Source organism: Daejeonella sp. (genome assembly GCF_046590655.1).
GTDB lineage: Bacteria > Bacteroidota > Bacteroidia > Sphingobacteriales > Sphingobacteriaceae > Daejeonella.
On the sequence record NZ_JBKJUM010000094.1, the window covers coordinates 14,403 to 31,528 of the forward strand.

Consider the following 17,126-nt stretch of genomic DNA (forward strand, 5'->3'; position numbering starts at 1 on the left):
AGTTGAGAGTTGACGGCGGAAGGCCGGCAAAAAGATACTTTCTACCAACTACTGTAAGAAGCGAATCAACACGTATATTTAAGATTTAAAGTTAAAAACCTAATAAGTCGTATGGGGATGGTAGAATCTTATTCTTATCAACCCGATAGCTATCGAGTGTCAACTCCTTAAAATTATTTTAAATTTAAACAAGGTATCCGTATCTTTGCTCGCCTCCCAAGCATATGGGCCAAATTATATGAATAAAGTTTTTACATATCCCGTACATTTCCATCATCGCCATTCGGCGATGGTAAAGTAATATACGTTTCTACGTGAAACTCCTTCATAACAATTCTTTTGGTCTGATTAAAACTTAAAATTTGAAAACTCTTAAAATAGCTATCCAGAAATCTGGTAGATTAAACGAAAAATCAGTAGAACTTTTAAAAAATTGCGGATTAAGTTTCGAAAACTATAAAAGTTCGTTAATCTCAACCGTTTCTAACTTCCCTTTAGAAATCTTATTTCTTCGCGATGACGACATTCCTGAATATGTACAGGATGGTATTGCTGATCTGGGGATAGTTGGCGAAAACGTTATCAGCGAAACTGAGGTCGATGTAAACTACCTGCAAAAACTGGGATTTGGCAAATGCACGCTAAAACTGGCGGTTCAAAATAACAGCGATATTCAAAACATTCAGGATCTCAACGGGAAAGCAATTGCTACATCTTACCCTGTCATTCTGAAAAAATTTCTTGATAAAAATAGTATCACAGCCGATATCCGCACAATTTCAGGCTCAGTTGAAATCTCTCCGGGCCTTGGCTTGAGTGATGCGATATTCGATATTGTATCGACTGGTGGCACCTTAAAAAGCAACGGATTAAAGCCATTTGCTGATGTTCTTTCGTCTGAAGCAATACTCATCGGCAGAAAAGGCGAAGAGTCGCATCCCCTGATCGTTGAACTGATCCAAAGAGTTCAGTCTGTTTTGCGTGCAAAAGAAACAAAATATGTGGTTCTGAATGCCGAAGCAAAGAACTTAGATCAGATTGTTAAGCTTTTACCTGGTGTAAAAAGTCCAACAGTAGTTCCTCTGGCCGAGGAGGGCTGGCTGGCCGTTCACACAGTCATTTCTGAGCGCGATTTTTGGGAAAAGATAAGCCTGCTGAAGAGCGCTGGAGCGCAGGGCATAGTTGTAATGCCGATAGAGAAAATCATTTTATAAAATCTGATTAAGGCTATGCTGAACGTTTATAAACTAGATGATCTGAATCAGGAAAAGATTAAGGAGCTTTGCATACGCAATGCAGATATTGATAGTAATATCAGAAGTACAGTTGAGAATATTATCGAAGAAGTTAAGCAAAAAGGTGATAGTGCACTAAGGGCATTCGCCAGGGAGTTTGATGGCGTAAACCTAACTCAGCTTTACATCGGGAAAGAAGAAATAGACAGTCTTTCTGCTCAAGGTGGTGAATCAGAAAAAGAGGCACTTCGATTGGCTTATAATAACATCCGGAAATTTCACGAAACCCAGCTTATTAAAGAAAATAAAGTCGAAACAACAACGGGCGTAGTGTGCTGGAGAGAAGCAAGGGCCATACAGAAAGTCGGTTTGTATATTCCAGGTGGAACAGCGGTACTTCCCAGCACATTTTTGATGCTTGGCATCCCTGCAATGCTAGTTGGCTGCGCCGAGATAGTCGTTTGCTCACCACCCCAAAAAAATGGCAGGGTAAATCCATACCTCGCTTTCTGTGCAAAGCTTCTTGGAATTGAACGGATATACCTGGTTGGCGGCGCACAGGCTGTAGCAGCTATGGCATACGGCACAGAAAGTATTCCAAAAGTTGATAAGATATTTGGTCCCGGTAATCAATATGTAACTAAGGCAAAAACCATTATTCAGTCGGAAAGCCAGACGGCAATAGATATGCCTGCCGGCCCTTCAGAAGTTCTGGTAATTGCCGATAATTCGGCAAATCCGGTTTTTGTAGCTGCTGATTTGCTGGCCCAGGCCGAACATGGCACGGATAGTCAGGCCGTTCTCGTTTCAACCTCTTTGGATATTATCGATCAAACGATAGCCGAACTTGAGAAACAACTTTTGGCTTTGCCACGACGCGACATAGCTGCTAAAGCCATCGCTAATTCATACGCAATATTAGCCGACGATCTTCCTGGAGCAATGAGATTCAGTAATGAATATGCTCCGGAACACCTGATACTTGCAACGGACCAATGGGAAGCAATGATAGATAAAATCACAAATGCAGGTTCGGTATTTCTTGGCCACCTTACTCCAGAAAGTGCAGGAGATTATGCCTCCGGGACAAATCACACACTTCCTACAAGTTCATATGCGAAAGCTTATTCAGGCGCTTCCATAGATTCTTTCGTAAAAAAAATCACCTTTCAGCATATAAGTAAGATCGGGATTGAAAATCTTGGCCCGGCTGTCCAAGTACTGGCTTCGCTGGAGGGTTTAGATGGGCATAGGAATGCGATAACGGTAAGATTAAAGTAGGATGCGGGATTGTCTGGAATAGGATTAGTAGGATTATAGGATTGCAAAGCAGAAAAGGATTCCAAAATGGAAATTGGAATAGGATGCGTAGGATGATAGGATTCATAAGATGCTTGGCGGAAAGTTTGTATACTTAACCTTCCCCAATCTTGATACTTTATAATTGATACTTGATACTTGATATTTGATACTCAAATAAAATGTTTAACCTTCAAAACATAGTTAGAAAAAACATCAAAGACCTTGTGCCCTACTCCTCGGCGAGAGATGAGTTCAAAGGGGAGGCATCGGTATATCTGGATGCCAATGAGAATAGTTTCGGTTCGCCTTTGGACATGAACTATAACCGTTACCCTGACCCACTTCAACTTAAGGTAAAGCAGCGGCTGAGTGAGATCAAGGGAGTGCCTTCAAGGAATATATTTTTAGGTAATGGCAGTGATGAAGCTATCGACATCTTGTTCCGGGCATTTTGCAGGCCTGGTGTGGACAATATTATTACAGTCCCTCCTACTTATGGCATGTATGAAGTCTCAGCAAATATCAATGATATTGAAGTTCGAAAGATTAAATTAACGCCCGATTATCAACTTAATATGGATGGTATCGCGGAAGCTATTGATGAGAATACAAAGATCATCTTCATTTGCTCACCGAACAACCCGACTGGAAACTCAATAAACCGGACAGATATAGAAACGATCCTTGCCAATTTCCATGGCCTTGTCGTTATTGACGAGGCTTATATAAATTACTCACGCCAAAAAACTTTTATCCAGGAATTAAAAGAATATTCAAACCTGGTGGTTCTACATACCCTGTCTAAGGCCTGGGGACTTGCAGGGCTAAGGCTTGGGATGGCTTTTGCCAGTGAAGAGATCATCAAGGTATTTAATAAAGTCAAACCTCCTTATAACATAAACGAAGCATCTCAGCAGATTGCCCTTGAGGCTTTACAGAATGTGGAACAGGTTAATAATTGGATAAAACTGACTGTTTCTGAAAGAGAAAAACTCATAGAAGATCTGGAGAAAATCGACATTGTTCAAAAGGTATATCCTTCTGACGCAAACTTTGTTTTGGTTAAGACTGCAGATGCAAAGGGTATTTATAGGCACCTTGTAGATAATGGCATTATTGTTCGCGATCGTTCGAAAGTGGAACTTTGCGAAGGATCATTGCGCATAACCATTGGTACGCCGGAAGAGAATAAAACCTTAATTACAAATCTGAAAAATTTTTCTGCATAGAAATGAAGAAAGTATTATTTATAGACCGTGACGGTACAATTATAGCGGAACCACCCGTCGATTTACAGGTTGATAGTCTGGAGAAACTTGAATTTCTGCCATATGCAATATCATCTCTTAAGAAGCTTCATGATTTTGGTTATGAGCTGGTAATGGTGAGCAATCAGGACGGGCGGGGTACCAGCAGCTTTCCGGAAGAAGAATTCCAGAAGCCACATCAAAAAATGCTCAATACTCTGGAGAACGAGGGTATTAGGTTCGCTGAAATTTTCATTGACGATTCTTTCCCGGAAGCTAACAGTCCGAACAGAAAGCCTAACACAGGTTTGCTGACCAACTATTTGGTCTCAAACCTGATTGATTTGCACAATTCTTATACCATTGGCGACAGGGCCACTGATGTCCAGTTTGCAAAGAACCTAGGATGTAAATCTATATTTTACGGGCAACAAAACCCGGATGCAGATCTTAACTCCGGGAGTTGGCCAGAAATAATCAGTTTCCTTACCCGTAAAGCAGACCGCATAGTAGAACTCGAACGCAATACCAAAGAGACCAAAATCAAACTCAACCTAAATCTCGACGGTAACGGCGAACACGATATTGATACTGGCCTGAAGTTTTACGACCACATGCTTGATCAATTGGCAAAACATTCCGGTGTTGATCTAAAGTTGACTGTTCAGGGCGACCTCGAAATTGATGAACACCACACCATTGAGGATAGTGCTATTGCACTTGGAAAAGCTTTTAAACAAGCGCTTGGAGATAAACGCGGTATTGAACGTTATGGCTTTTTATTGCCAATGGACGAGGCATTGGTTCAATGCGCGATAGATTTTTCAGACCGCGCCTACTTTATCTATGAAGGTGAATTTACCCGGGAATATGTAGGTGATTTCCCCACTGAAATGTTCGAACACTGGATGAAGTCCTTCTCTGAACATGCCGGTATGAATCTTAACTTAAAGATTATAGATGGAGACAATACCCATCATATGATTGAAGCAGGCTTTAAAGCACTGGCCAAAAGTATTAAACAAGCAATAAAAGTAACCGGAACAGAATTACCTACCACCAAAGGAGTCATATGATTGGGATCGTATATTATGGCGCAGGGAATATTTTTTCACTAACTGCGGCGCTGGACAGGCTTGGACTAGAGTACGGCATGATCCTTAAAGCTGAAGATTTTGACAGGTACGACCGCTATATCATTCCCGGGGTCGGTCATGCCGGTTCGGCAATGAGCAAACTCGAGCAAACCGGCCTGGTTCCTTCTATACTCAAACTTCAAAAGCCTGTGCTGGGTATATGTGTGGGAATGCAATTGTTGACGGAACACTCTGAAGAAGGAGATTCCACTCTGACAAGTATCTTTCCGTTGAAGACAAAGTTGTTTGATCATCAACTTAACATCAAAATTCCTCATACCGGATGGAACCGGGTTGAACATTCACCAGACCAAATTCTTTTTCGGGGAATATCACCGGGGGCTCATTTTTATTTCGTACACTCTTATTATATAGAATTTAATTCTAATTTTACTATTGCTGTAGCAGAATATGGAATAAAATTCTCTGCGGTTATTCAAAAAGATAACTATTATGGGGTGCAGTTTCACCCTGAAAAATCCGGTCTGGCCGGGGAACAATTATTGAAAAACTTCTCACAACTAGCATAATTCTATGTATATAATCCCAGCAATTGATATTTTGAACGGAAAAGTTGTCCGTCTTCGCGAAGGAGATTACGAACAGGCAACTTTCTACGATGTTACGCTTGAGGAGATGATTGAGAAATACTATTCGAACGGTACTGAATTTATTCACATCATTGATTTGAATGGAGCAAAAGGTGATTTTAGTAACCAAAAATTTCTGTTTGATATTATTAGGAAAACAGAAATAAAGGTTCAGTATGGAGGTGGGGTACGGAGTATTGAAAAGGTTAAAGAACTTATTGACTCAGGAATACACCGCGTTATCGTGGGTACACAGGCACTCACCAATGCGGATTTTCTTCCTGAACTGAGTAAGGAGATTTGCGGAAAATACAAATCCCAGGATCAGGTGGTGGTTGCTATTGATGTGCTGGACGAGGTAATCAAATATTCGGGTTGGATGGAAAGTTCTCCGATCAAAATGATGGATTACGTGGATAAATGCTTACATCTCGGGTTCTTTAGATTCCTTTGTACAGATATAGATAAAGACGGGAAATTAGGTGGTGCTGGTGTGGAGCTTTACAAGAAACTCCTGGAGCATTCTCCCTTCATAAAGCTTATCGCCTCGGGGGGTATCAGTTCCATGGAGGATATTGAAAAACTTCAGCAAATAAAAGTAGAATCCTGTGTTGTGGGAAAGGCTATTTATGAAGGCCGCATAAGTATTGAAGAAATTAAAGATTGGAACTTAAAAGCATTGATCAGCTTTTAATTGACCATTAGTTTTGAACGATCAAATTATGAATAAGCCTTCGGGCAATGTTCTTGCAAAGACATGCCTCGCCAAAAGAATAATCCCCTGCCTGGATGTCAAAGACGGTCGTACCGTTAAAGGTGTTAATTTTGTTGCATTGCGCGATGCAGGAGATCCGGTAGAACTGGCCTTTCAATATTCACAGCAGGGTGCCGACGAATTAGTATTCCTGGATATCACTGCTACACACGAAAGACGTAAGACACTTGTAGATTTGGTAAAATCTGTCGCCACGCAGGTAAATATTCCATTTACTATCGGCGGCGGAATAAATGAGATTGCTGATGCTGACATTCTGTTAAATTCCGGAGCCGATAAAATTTCGGTTAACTCAGCGGTAGTAAGAAATCCGGCTTTCATAGATGAATTAGCCCTGGCATTTGGAAAGCAATTTGTCGTTGTTGCCATAGATACGAAGTTTATTGAGGGCAAAAACTATGTACACCTTAACGGCGGGCGTATAAAAACGGATATTGAAACAGAGGACTGGATCAGAGAAGCTGAAGCACGTGGTGCGGGAGAAATATTGCTTACTTCTATGGACCACGACGGGACCAAAGCGGGCTTTGACAACGATCTGCTGAAGAACATTAATGTTACATTGGGAATTCCGTTAATAGCATCAGGAGGCGCAGGGAACGTGCAGCACTTTGTCGATCTTTTCCATACAACCAACGTTGATGCTGCACTGGCTGCATCAGTTTTTCATTATGGTGAGATCCTTATTCCGGATTTGAAAAAAAAATTAAAACAGAATAATATAGATGTTAGGCTTTAGATTACTTGAGTGTGGCAATTCGTAATTTTAAGCCGATAGCTAATGGCTCGTAATTCGTAATTTATCAAGATGACAATCGATTTTAATAAAGGTAATGGGCTAGTACCAGCAATTATTCAGGATGACAAAACTTTGGAAGTCCTGATGCTGGGTTATATAAACGAGGATGCCTATCAAAAAACCCTGAAAGAGAAAACGGTAACCTTCTTTTCGAGAAGTAAGAACCGTCTGTGGACCAAAGGGGAAGAAAGCGGCAATTACCTGAATGTGGTTTCTATTAAGGAAGACTGTGATAATGATACTTTGCTTATTAAAGTTAATGCCGAGGGACCTACTTGCCATACCGGCGCGCGAAACTGTTTTAATACTGAATACAATCAAAACTTTATTTTCAAGCTGGAAAACATTATTGCCGACCGATACAAACATCCGGTCGATGACTCATATATAAACAAACTTCGCGGCAAAGGATTGAATAAAATAGCTCAAAAAGTCGGTGAAGAAGGCGTTGAAACCGTTATTGCTGCGTTAAATGAAACTGAAAACGATTTTATAAACGAGGCCTCCGACCTTGTATTTCACTTATTGGTATTAATGAAGGAGAAAAATGTTAGCCTTGAAGCGATTGCCATGAATTTGGCGGACAGACACTTTGATAAAAGTTGAGAGTGAAGAGTTAACGGTTGACGATGGAGAATTGAAAGGGACTAACTGAACTTGCAATTGAATACCGATTATGATCGAGATAAAGCTTCAGGCGACACTATCCGGGCATCAGAACCCCATTTTTACTGCGGAAAATTCGCAAAAGCAGGGAATTTTATTTACCGCTGGTAATGATAAGGGGGTGGTAGAATGGAACTTGAAAACAATGAGTTTTATTAAGGTGATGTTTCCTGTACGCTCATCCGTTTATTCACTGCACTGCCCTACCGGCACACCCTTTCTGATTGCCGGAGAAAGGAACGGTCAGGTTGACATCTTTGATTTTAATGAACAAAAAGTCATTCATGTTCTTCAGCATCATAAACTCCCTATTTTTGACATTAAAACTGTAAAAAGCAAAAACGAATTGCTCCTTTCATCTGAAGATGGCACAGTATCAGTATGGGACTTGGCGAGCATGCAAATACTCTATACTTTCAAGGTATCGACCTCAACCGTACGTGTAATCAGCATTAGTCCGGACGAAAAAACTGTAGCTTTTGGTTGCAAAGACAATATAATCAGAATATACCAGGTTGAAGATTACAGTCTCATTACCGAGCTGGACCAGCATACGCTGCCGGTAACATCACTGCAATTTTCACCAGATGGGAAATACCTTCTATCCGGCAGCCGGGACGCTCAGTTAAAAATTTGGAATACTTCAAACTATACATTAAGCGAAAATGTTGCTGCCCACCTTTTTTCTATTTACAGTATAGCATTCCACTCCATATTGCCGTATTTCGCTACTGCCAGTAGGGATAAAACAATTAAGATTTGGAATTCAGCAAATTTCGAAATTCAAAAGACATTAAGCCTGCAGAAAGGCTATGAAATGCACCGGCTTTCAGTCAACAAGATCATATGGGATTTGGAAAACAGGTTGATATCCGTTGGTGACGACAAGCTGGTTAAGGTTTGGAATGTCATTTTTGAGTGATACGCATTAAGTTTTAGGTTATAAGTTATAAGTCCTTTGGTAGATAAACGGAGACAAACTTCCACGAAGAGTATTTGCGGGGTAAATTGACCCTCAAACATCACACTTACAACCTAAGACTTACGACTTACAACTTAAACTACAATCCTTTTAATAATCCTCAGTTTATGCGTATACCTGTTCAAGCCTTTATCAAATATCCCCTGATTATCGATGCCGTCTATCCTGACCTGGCCAGAAGCATGAATTATTCGTTCATTGTCGAGCATAATGCCCACATGAGTAATTCTGCCATCTTCATTATCAAAAAAAGCAAGATCTCCGCCCTGAGCCCCCTGTAAGAAGGCAACAAGCTCGCCCTGTTCGGCCTGCTGATAGGCATCTCTTCTGAGTTTTAAGCCAAAATGCCTGAACACCATTTGAGTAAGCCCGGAGCAATCAATACCGAATACCGACTTTCCTCCCCATAAATAAGGTGCGTTTAAGTAGAACTTAGCAACCTCAATCACCGAGCTTCTGAAATTATCGATAGTAGGCCTAAACGTTTCGCCCTCAAGCTTATATTTAGTATTTCCTAAATAAAAAAACTTATCGAGTGTGTTTGGGATATTGGATCCTGCCACCAGGTGGAGTTTTTCATTGGCTGACACTTTCGTAATAAAGTTGCTTACAAATGGCCCTAGAATAGTATTAAGATCATGGAGAGCTACAAATAAAGAATGTTCTATCTCGTCAAATTGCTTAATATCAATCCAACCTTCGTATTCATCATGGGCGGTCAATATCTTTAACCATTTGCCAGTATTTTCCAGTATTGTGAAATGATCTCCAAATAATAACTGTGAAGACATTTCACTTTTGTCTGAAGGTTCCGTCCGGATTGGAACAAGTGATAGATTACATACACCAAACTGTTCATTCATATTGCAAATAAACCAAATTTAGCATAAATTGGATGTACGGACAGCGTATTATTATATTTCAGTAAATAGATCTCCGGGTTTTTAACTTCGCGACTGAGTTCATATTTTAAACACAAACCACCATTAACACAGAATTTAGATTTTTCTAACTTTATTAAATATTATGAAAAGCCAGGACAACATAGAGAGAATTTTGATAGCTGTTGAAGATAGCCCTTATTCAGATCAAGCAATAAGGTATGGCGTGATGCTAGCAAAAAAAATGGGTTCGCAAATTGCCATGGTACATGCAGATGAAATACCTGTAAGTACCCCATACATTGCCGATCCGATGCTGAGCGAAACTCCCTTAATGATCCCTGAGATGATAGAGATTCAGGAAGAAGCAAGCAAAAATTTGTTTAAGAGAATCGTTGAGCAATACGGTGAAGGAATTATGATCACGAAATTTATCAGAGTTGGCCGTGCACAGGATGAGATTCTTGCTGTCGCTGATGAATATAATGCAGACCTTATAATACTTGGAACTCATGGAAGAACCGGCCTGGACCATTTTATATCAGGAAGCGTATCGGCAAGTGTTGCAAAAAGGGCTAGGTGCCCGGTGCTGATCATTCCGAAGAAGGAGGCTTGAGGACGGAGGTCGGAGGTCGGAGGTCTGATGGATTTCCGACAATTGGAGAGAGTCTGAAGCCTATTTGAAAATCTAATGAAAAATACAGGTACGGCGTCCAGGTCAGACTTCAGACCTCTTACTTCAGACCTCAGTCCTCCTCATAAAAAAGTGGCTAATTTCAAAAGTAACCGTTTCTTCACAGAATATATCTTCTAGTCCCCGTGCAGCCAGGCTTTTTTGGCTAGCAGTTCTTCACGGCTTTCGCGGATGTCTTCATCATCAACACAACAATCAACAGGACAAACCGCAGCACATTGTGGCTCGTCGTGAAAGCCTACACATTCAGTACATTTATCAGGAACGATATAATACACTTCATCGGATATTGCCGATTGGGTTTCGCCTGAATCCAGGGTTGTGCCATCCCCAAAATCGATGATACCGCTCAGGCCAGTCCCATCCGAAAATCTCCACGCGGCGCCAGCATCATAAATTGCATTATTCGGGCATTCTGGTTCACAAGCCCCGCAGTTAATGCACTCATCGGTGATTTTAATCGCCATCTCTATTAAGAATTCTATTTGTTAAGCTATTTTTACACCCTAACAGGGGTGATTGTTTTAAAACGATGCAAATATAATATTATTTGAAGTATTTTTTTTGATGACTGAGATTTTGACAACCAAACAACGATTGCAAGCCTTCGCGGAGCTAGGGAAGATTCTAAGCTCTCCAGACAAGCAATTAACAGATCTTATAAACTCTGCCAGGCAGTTTAATGCCTGGTTCACCCCGGAAAGTACTGGAAATGCTGTGCAAGCCATCGCAAAAATGCTGAACAAGGCTGATCTGGAAAAATGGATGAAAGCTTACAAGATGTTGCGAGAGTCCAGGCGATATTCTGTAGGACTTATCCTTGCCGGTAATATTCCGCTTGTAGGTTTTCACGATATCCTTTGCGTACTGACAACAGGAAACAGGGCGCTCATCAAATTATCTTCTCAGGACAGTAAACTTACACCCTATGTTCTTCAAAAATTAGTCGAAATTGAACCTGGTTTCACAGATCAGATCGAATATATTGACCGCTTAGTTGCTTTTGATGCTGTGATAGCTACAGGAAGCAATAATAGTTCGAGGTATTTTAAATATTATTTCAGTAAAGTGCCCCATGTTATACGTAAGAACCGAAACAGTATAGCCATTTTGAATGGACATGAAAGCGGGGAACAATTGCAAAAATTAGGACATGACATTTTTGATTACTATGGCCTTGGATGCCGAAATGTTTCGAAGGTATATGTGCCGGCGGGCTATAATTTTAAGAACTTTTTTGAGGGAATAGAAGTCTTTAAACCAGTAATTGATCATCATAAATACAATAATAATTACGATTACAACAAGTCGATTTTTCTCGTGAATCTTGATAAGCACCTTGACAATGGGTTCTTGTTGGTAAAGGAAGATAAGCGGCTCGCCTCTCCGCTGGCTGTTTTGTATTTCCAGGAATACCATGACATACGCATTCTCGAGCGGGAATTAGTTGAAATGGCAGATCAAATTCAATGCATTGTATCGGTTGATAAACTGACTATTGAAACCGTGAACCCGGGGGAAAGCCAGAAGCCGGCATTATGGGATTATGCGGACGGGTTGGATACAATTGCCTTTTTAATTGGTATCAAGTAGCAGGAAGAGAGTATCAGGTAGCAAGTATCAGGTATCAAGACATGTGGCTGTTAAATTGAACTTGGGTTTCTCCTAAACCGCTGCGCCAGCCTTGATACTTGATACCTGATACTTGCTACTAATTAGTAACTTTGAACCACATGTACGTAATAAAGGTAAAAGGAGTCGCAAAAATTCCGGACTATGTTCAGTTAAGAGATGAGAAATTCACTTTGCTGGCTTATTTTCGACTGGACCGGCCGGAAAAAGCGCTTGACAAAGCAGGATTGACAGCACATGCTGATTACATTATGGACACTATCAAAGAACTCCCTTTCGGGCAAATATTAAAATTAGATATCTGATTATGATTGGTAATTCCGTTATAAAATTGCAAGGCGTAGATGTTTATCAGCAAAAGCATCTAGTACTTAGCAATGTAAACCTCCATATTGACAAAGGCGAGTTTGTATTTCTGATCGGCCAAACGGGTTCTGGAAAGAGCAGTCTGTTAAAAATAATTTATGGTGACCTTCATATTGGTAACGGAGATGGGCAGGTGGCAGGATTTGACCTTAAAAAGCTGGCAGAAAAAGACGTGCCTTTTCTTCGACGTAAATTGGGCATAGTTTTTCAAGATTTTCAACTGTTAACAGACCGGAGTATCGAACAGAACCTTGAGTTTGTGATGAAAGCAACCGGCTGGCGAGATAAAAAACTGATTTCGGAACGTACACGGGATGTGTTGGAAAAGGTAGGATTGCGATCTAAAATAAAAAAAATGCCTCATGAACTCTCTGGAGGCGAGCAACAGCGGGTAGTTATTGCACGCGCTTTAATCAACGACCCGGAGTTAATTTTAGCAGATGAGCCAACCGGCAACCTTGATCCAGATACATCAGAAGAAATTGTTACTCTGTTAAAACAGATAAGCCTTTCTGGAACTTCAGTTCTTATGGCCTCTCATGATTATCATATAATCCGCACTTTCCCGTCAAGAATAATAAAATGCGATGGGGGCCAGGTGCACGAAGACGTTAAAATATAATCCTGCCACTCTGACGCATTTATTCTTTTGGCAAAAAAATTGCCATAAGCAATTATGCGTCTTTCAGACATGTTGAATAAAATGAAGAAGAATAAAATGGAAGAGAATAATACTCCCGAAAAACAGGAATCAAACGAATTGCAGGAGGAGGATAAAATACCGGAAGAAACGGGTCAAATTGATTTGGAGGAAACGGACGAAACGATTTCAGAATCTAAAGAGGGTACAGACACAGAAGAGGAAAAATTGAAAGCTGAAGTAGCTGAGTGGCAAAACAAGCACCTTCGCCTCTATGCAGAATTTGATAATTTTAAACGCCGTACTAGCAAAGAACGTCTCGAATTGCTGCAGATTGCGGGTAAAGATGTAATCGTGGACCTCTTGCCGGTTCTTGATGACTTTGAAAGGGCACAAAAATCAATGGAAACTGCATCAGATATCGAGGCAGTTAAAGAAGGTGTAAAGCTCGTTCATCACAAATTAAAAAACACTCTCGCAGGTAAGGGTTTAAAGGAAATGGACTCAAAAGGCAAAGAATTTGATGCTGAAGTTCATGAAGGAATTACAAACATTCCGGCGCCTACCAGTGACTTGAAAGGGAAGGTAATTGACGAGTTAGAAAAGGGTTATTACCTCAATGATAAGGTAATCCGATTTGCAAAAGTTATCATAGGATCATAATATTAAAAAGCGTTATGTGGGCATTTGGAAAGCACACTTCTAAATAAGATGGGGAAAAGAGATTATTACGATATCCTGGGCGTCACCCGCACTTCCAGCGCAGATGAAATAAAGAAAGCCTATCGCAAAATGGCTATCAAATATCACCCGGATAAAAATCCTGGAGATAAAAAATCGGAAGATAACTTCAAGGAAGCTGCGGAAGCATATGAGGTTCTGAGCAATGCCGATAAGAAAAAACGGTACGATCAGTTTGGTCATGCCGGGGGCGCTTCGAGCCCTAACGGCGGCGGCAATATGAATATGGAAGATATCTTCAGCCAGTTTGGGGATATTTTCGGCGGTGGCGGCGGAAGCCCCTTTGATAGTTTTTTTGGTGGACAACAGCAATCCCGAGGTGGCCGGCGGGTTTCCAGAGGAAGCAATCTGCGGATTAAAGTAAAGTTAACACTTGAAGAAATTGCAAAAGGCGTCGAGAAAAAAGTTAAAGTTAACAAACAGATTGTTTGTGAAACCTGTGATGGAAGTGGTGCAAAAGACAAATCTTCATTTCATACTTGCCATACATGCAATGGCAGCGGTTCAGTTCGGCGAGTTACTAATACGATACTTGGGCAAATGCAAACTACCAGCACCTGTCCTACTTGTAATGGAGAAGGAAGTGAGATAACTGCAAAGTGTATAGTTTGTCATGGGGATGGTCTGACAAGAGGTGAGGAAACGATTAATATAAATATTCCTGCGGGAGTTAGTGAAGGGATGCAATTATCGATGAGCGGGAAAGGTAATGCGGCCCCGAGAGGCGGAATTGCCGGTGACCTTATTATCCTTATCGAAGAATTGCCGCATGAATTCTTAAAAAGAGAGGGGAATAATATAATTTATGATTTGCATGTTAGTTTCATCGATGCCACAATCGGATCGAGTGTAGAAGTTCCTACTATTGATGGGAAGGCCAAAATCAAAATTGAACCCGGTACCCAAGGTGGAAAAATACTCCGCCTGAAAGCCAAAGGAGTTCCTGAAGTTAACTCTTACCATCGTGGCGACCAGTTAATCTATGTTGATATTTGGACACCAAAGGCGTTATCCAAGGAAGAGCGTGAAATGCTTGATAAATTAAGAGACTCTCCCAACTTTAAACCACAACCTGGTAAAAATGAAAAAAGCTTTTTCGATAAGATGAAGGAGTACTTTGAGTAGCTATATAGTCACAGGGTGTTGAACTTTATGCACCTAATAATATTGAGCCCGACTTTAAATGGTTAGGCTTTTTATTTTCTGGGGTGTTTCATTCAATAATTTTACATAAAACTCAAATTTCATTTATTAAATCTTAACCAAAAAAGTAGAAGTTTTAATAATTTAGCGTCGCCTAACAAATAAACGGCCTGATTTCTAAATGAATATCTTTAAAATATCCAGCTTTCCCGGTACTTTACTTACAATAGCACTATTATTTACAACTGTTGCAGGATCTTCTCAAACTAAAGTCGACTCGGTTCAGCGAATGGATGAAGTAGTGGTCAGAGGATATATTTCTGAACAGCCACTTTTAAAAGCCCCTTCATCAGTTAGTGTGATAAGTAGTAAGGCACTAAGAGACCAACCCGGAATTTCAATGTTACCTGCATTTAATAGTGTGCCGGGCATTCGTATGGAAGAACGTTCCCCCGGAAGCTACCGTTTGTCTATAAGAGGGAGCCTGTTGCGTTCACCATTCGGGGTAAGGAATGTAAAGGTTTATATGGATGATTTTCCCCTGACAGATGCCGGTGGTAACACTTATCTTAATTCCTTAGATATAGGAAGTATTAATAATATCGAAATCCTGAAAGGACCAGATGGTAGCTTATTCGGGGCAAATTCAGGTGGGGTTGTTTTGTTAAATCCATTTGACAAACGCTCTGACAGCAGTTGGGCATCGGCGAATATTACCAGCGGCTCTTACGGTTTATTCCAGGAAAAGGTTGCTTTGCAAAAGAAATGGAGTAATAACTATTTAAATGTCAATCATTCCTATCAAACATCCGATGGTTATCGCGAGCATAGTTCGATGAAGCGCCATTATGGCCAGATCGGCTACCGCTGGAATTATTCAAAGGCTAGCCAGTTGCGTTTTCTCGCATTGTACTCCGATTTGAACTACCAAACTCCAGGTGGTTTAACCATCGCGCAATATGCGGCGAATCCGAAACTTGCCCGTCCTTCAACGGCTACTGTTGCTGGACCTGTAGCGCAACAAGCCAGGATCGAAAATAAAACCCTTTTTGGAGGACTTATCAATGAAACTAGACTGTCACAAAACTTTCGTCATGTTTTAGCGCTTTTTGGATCGCACACGGATTTTCTAAATCCTTTCATTACAAATTATGAAGTTCGCGATGAAAGCACTCTAGGTCTTAGAACGTATTTTGAACTTGTTAGCCAGGTCAGCACAGGAGTTAACTGGAAATGGAATGTTGGTCTGGAATTGCAGGGGACTAAAGCAGATATAGCAAATTACAGGAATAATAAAGGCATTAGAGGCAACCTTCAGGCACAAGATGATATATTCTCACGCCAATTTTTCTATTTTACACGTTTCGCTGCGAACCTTAGCGAGAAATTAACAGCGGAAGTAGCTGCAAGTGTTAACTACTATAAATATGAGTTTGATAAAAACGTCAAGACTCCAACCTCAAATTCAGTAAGAAAATTTGATCCCAAGCTAATGCCTCGCTTCGCATTATCCTATCAATTAAGTGATGGTATGGCGTTAAGAACTTCTGTAAGCCGCGGCTATTCTACGCCAACAATTGCTGAGGTGAGAGCATCAGATAATAAAATAAATACTAATCTTGAATCCGAAACAGGATGGAATTATGAAGGCGGAATTCGCTTACGCGATAAGACTGATCGCTTTTGGCTTGATGCTTCATTGTTTAATTATAGATTGGAGAGTGCCATTGTAAGGAGAGTTAATGCCGACGATACTGAATTCTATCTGAATGCAGGTGGTACTAAACAAACAGGCATCGAAACACAGGCTTCTTACTGGTTAATACCTCCGGGTACTAATGGATTTATAAGCGGACTGCAACTTCAGAACAGTTACACATTGAGTAAATACTTTTTTAGTGACTACCAGAATGGTCGTGTAAGCTATTCAGGCAATCGTCTTACGGGAGTGCCGAGAGGCGTTGTTGTCAGTGGCATCGATTTGCGTGTGGATAAAAATTTCTACCTGTTTGCTCAGCATAATTATACATCAAAAATTCCGCTGAACGATGCTAACAGCCTGTTCGCAGGTAAGTATAACCTTGTTCATTTTAAAGCCGGCTGGAGAAAATCAACTCCGGGAAAACCGATATTAGACGTTTACGCAGGTGTTGACAATCTTCTTGACGAGAATTATAGCTTGGGCAATGATCTGAATGCTTTTGGCGGAAGATTTTTCAACGCTGCACCGCTAAGGAATTTTTTTGGTGGGCTTAAGGTAACCCTGTAATAAAAATTACAGCCGATAGCCGTCCGTT

General features: G+C 40.7%; 18 protein-coding genes. 16 read left to right on the plus strand and 2 right to left on the minus strand.

Annotation, left to right across the window (positions count from 1 at the left end; translation table 11 throughout):
- The first annotated feature begins 362 nt into the window (after nucleotides 1-362).
- From hisG to ACLL8Z_RS09090, 9 genes are all read left to right on the plus strand, one after another.
- Nucleotides 363-1,214, plus strand: a complete 852-nt coding sequence (gene hisG, locus ACLL8Z_RS09050; RefSeq protein WP_411274453.1) for an ATP phosphoribosyltransferase — start codon at nucleotides 363-365, stop codon at nucleotides 1,212-1,214.
- Nucleotides 1,215-1,229: 15 nt separating this feature from the next.
- Nucleotides 1,230-2,516: a histidinol dehydrogenase gene (hisD, locus tag ACLL8Z_RS09055; RefSeq protein WP_411274454.1), complete on the plus strand. Its 1,287-nt coding sequence runs from the start codon at nucleotides 1,230-1,232 to the stop codon at nucleotides 2,514-2,516.
- Nucleotides 2,517-2,716: 200 nt separating this feature from the next.
- Complete coding sequence (gene hisC / locus ACLL8Z_RS09060; RefSeq protein WP_411274455.1) at nucleotides 2,717-3,766, plus strand: histidinol-phosphate transaminase; 1,050 nt, start codon at nucleotides 2,717-2,719, stop codon at nucleotides 3,764-3,766.
- Between the two features lie 2 nt (nucleotides 3,767-3,768).
- Nucleotides 3,769-4,860: a bifunctional histidinol-phosphatase/imidazoleglycerol-phosphate dehydratase HisB gene (hisB, locus tag ACLL8Z_RS09065; protein WP_411274456.1), complete on the plus strand. Its 1,092-nt coding sequence runs from the start codon at nucleotides 3,769-3,771 to the stop codon at nucleotides 4,858-4,860.
- On the plus strand, nucleotides 4,857-5,450 hold the full coding sequence (gene hisH, locus ACLL8Z_RS09070) for an imidazole glycerol phosphate synthase subunit HisH (protein WP_411274457.1): 594 nt from the start codon (nucleotides 4,857-4,859) through the stop codon (nucleotides 5,448-5,450). The genes hisB and hisH overlap by 4 nt, the downstream gene beginning before the upstream one ends.
- A 4-nt stretch (nucleotides 5,451-5,454) precedes the next feature.
- Nucleotides 5,455-6,204, plus strand: a complete 750-nt coding sequence (gene hisA / locus ACLL8Z_RS09075) for a 1-(5-phosphoribosyl)-5-[(5-phosphoribosylamino)methylideneamino]imidazole-4-carboxamide isomerase (RefSeq protein WP_411274458.1) — start codon at nucleotides 5,455-5,457, stop codon at nucleotides 6,202-6,204.
- Between the two features lie 28 nt (nucleotides 6,205-6,232).
- Nucleotides 6,233-7,024: an imidazole glycerol phosphate synthase subunit HisF gene (hisF, locus tag ACLL8Z_RS09080; RefSeq protein WP_411274459.1), complete on the plus strand. Its 792-nt coding sequence runs from the start codon at nucleotides 6,233-6,235 to the stop codon at nucleotides 7,022-7,024.
- A gap of 69 nt (nucleotides 7,025-7,093) precedes the next feature.
- Complete coding sequence (gene hisIE, locus ACLL8Z_RS09085) at nucleotides 7,094-7,690, plus strand: bifunctional phosphoribosyl-AMP cyclohydrolase/phosphoribosyl-ATP diphosphatase HisIE (protein WP_411274460.1); 597 nt, start codon at nucleotides 7,094-7,096, stop codon at nucleotides 7,688-7,690.
- Between the two features lie 70 nt (nucleotides 7,691-7,760).
- Nucleotides 7,761-8,672, plus strand: coding sequence for a WD40 repeat domain-containing protein (locus tag ACLL8Z_RS09090; protein ID WP_411274461.1), 912 nt, complete (start codon nucleotides 7,761-7,763; stop codon nucleotides 8,670-8,672).
- A 134-nt stretch (nucleotides 8,673-8,806) separates the two neighbouring features.
- On the opposite strand, the gene ACLL8Z_RS09095 is transcribed toward ACLL8Z_RS09090, so the two are convergent.
- A complete protein-coding gene (locus tag ACLL8Z_RS09095; RefSeq protein ID WP_411274462.1) occupies nucleotides 8,807-9,595 on the minus strand; it encodes an NlpC/P60 family protein in 789 nt (262 codons plus the stop codon).
- A 163-nt stretch (nucleotides 9,596-9,758) separates the two neighbouring features.
- On the opposite strand from ACLL8Z_RS09095, the gene ACLL8Z_RS09100 reads away from it, so the two are divergent.
- The gene (locus ACLL8Z_RS09100) at nucleotides 9,759-10,229 is read left to right on the plus strand and encodes a universal stress protein (protein ID WP_411274463.1); all 471 of its coding nucleotides are present in this window, start codon (nucleotides 9,759-9,761) and stop codon (nucleotides 10,227-10,229) included.
- A gap of 194 nt (nucleotides 10,230-10,423) precedes the next feature.
- Here ACLL8Z_RS09100 and ACLL8Z_RS09105 read toward each other — a convergent pair whose 3' ends face one another.
- Complete coding sequence (locus ACLL8Z_RS09105) at nucleotides 10,424-10,774, minus strand: 4Fe-4S dicluster domain-containing protein (RefSeq protein ID WP_411274464.1); 351 nt, start codon at nucleotides 10,772-10,774, stop codon at nucleotides 10,424-10,426.
- 100 nt (nucleotides 10,775-10,874) lie between these two features.
- Here ACLL8Z_RS09105 and ACLL8Z_RS09110 point away from each other — a divergent pair, with 100 nt between their 5' ends.
- From ACLL8Z_RS09110 to ACLL8Z_RS09135, 6 genes are all read left to right on the plus strand, one after another.
- Nucleotides 10,875-11,900 carry an acyl-CoA reductase gene (locus ACLL8Z_RS09110; RefSeq protein ID WP_411274465.1) on the plus strand — a complete coding sequence of 342 codons (1,026 nt, stop codon included), beginning with the start codon at nucleotides 10,875-10,877 and terminating at the stop codon, nucleotides 11,898-11,900.
- 140 nt (nucleotides 11,901-12,040) lie between these two features.
- Nucleotides 12,041-12,244, plus strand: coding sequence for a fructose-6-phosphate aldolase (locus ACLL8Z_RS09115; RefSeq protein WP_411274466.1), 204 nt, complete (start codon nucleotides 12,041-12,043; stop codon nucleotides 12,242-12,244).
- Between the two features lie 2 nt (nucleotides 12,245-12,246).
- Entirely contained in the window at nucleotides 12,247-12,927 is a 681-nt protein-coding gene (locus ACLL8Z_RS09120; protein ID WP_411274467.1) for a cell division ATP-binding protein FtsE, read from the plus strand.
- A gap of 81 nt (nucleotides 12,928-13,008) precedes the next feature.
- Nucleotides 13,009-13,608, plus strand: a complete 600-nt coding sequence (locus ACLL8Z_RS09125; RefSeq protein ID WP_411274468.1) for a nucleotide exchange factor GrpE — start codon at nucleotides 13,009-13,011, stop codon at nucleotides 13,606-13,608.
- Nucleotides 13,609-13,656: 48 nt separating this feature from the next.
- Nucleotides 13,657-14,811: a molecular chaperone DnaJ gene (dnaJ, locus tag ACLL8Z_RS09130; RefSeq protein ID WP_411274469.1), complete on the plus strand. Its 1,155-nt coding sequence runs from the start codon at nucleotides 13,657-13,659 to the stop codon at nucleotides 14,809-14,811.
- A gap of 199 nt (nucleotides 14,812-15,010) precedes the next feature.
- Nucleotides 15,011-17,098, plus strand: coding sequence for a TonB-dependent receptor (locus tag ACLL8Z_RS09135; protein WP_411274470.1), 2,088 nt, complete (start codon nucleotides 15,011-15,013; stop codon nucleotides 17,096-17,098).
- Nucleotides 17,099-17,126 lie beyond the last annotated feature (28 nt).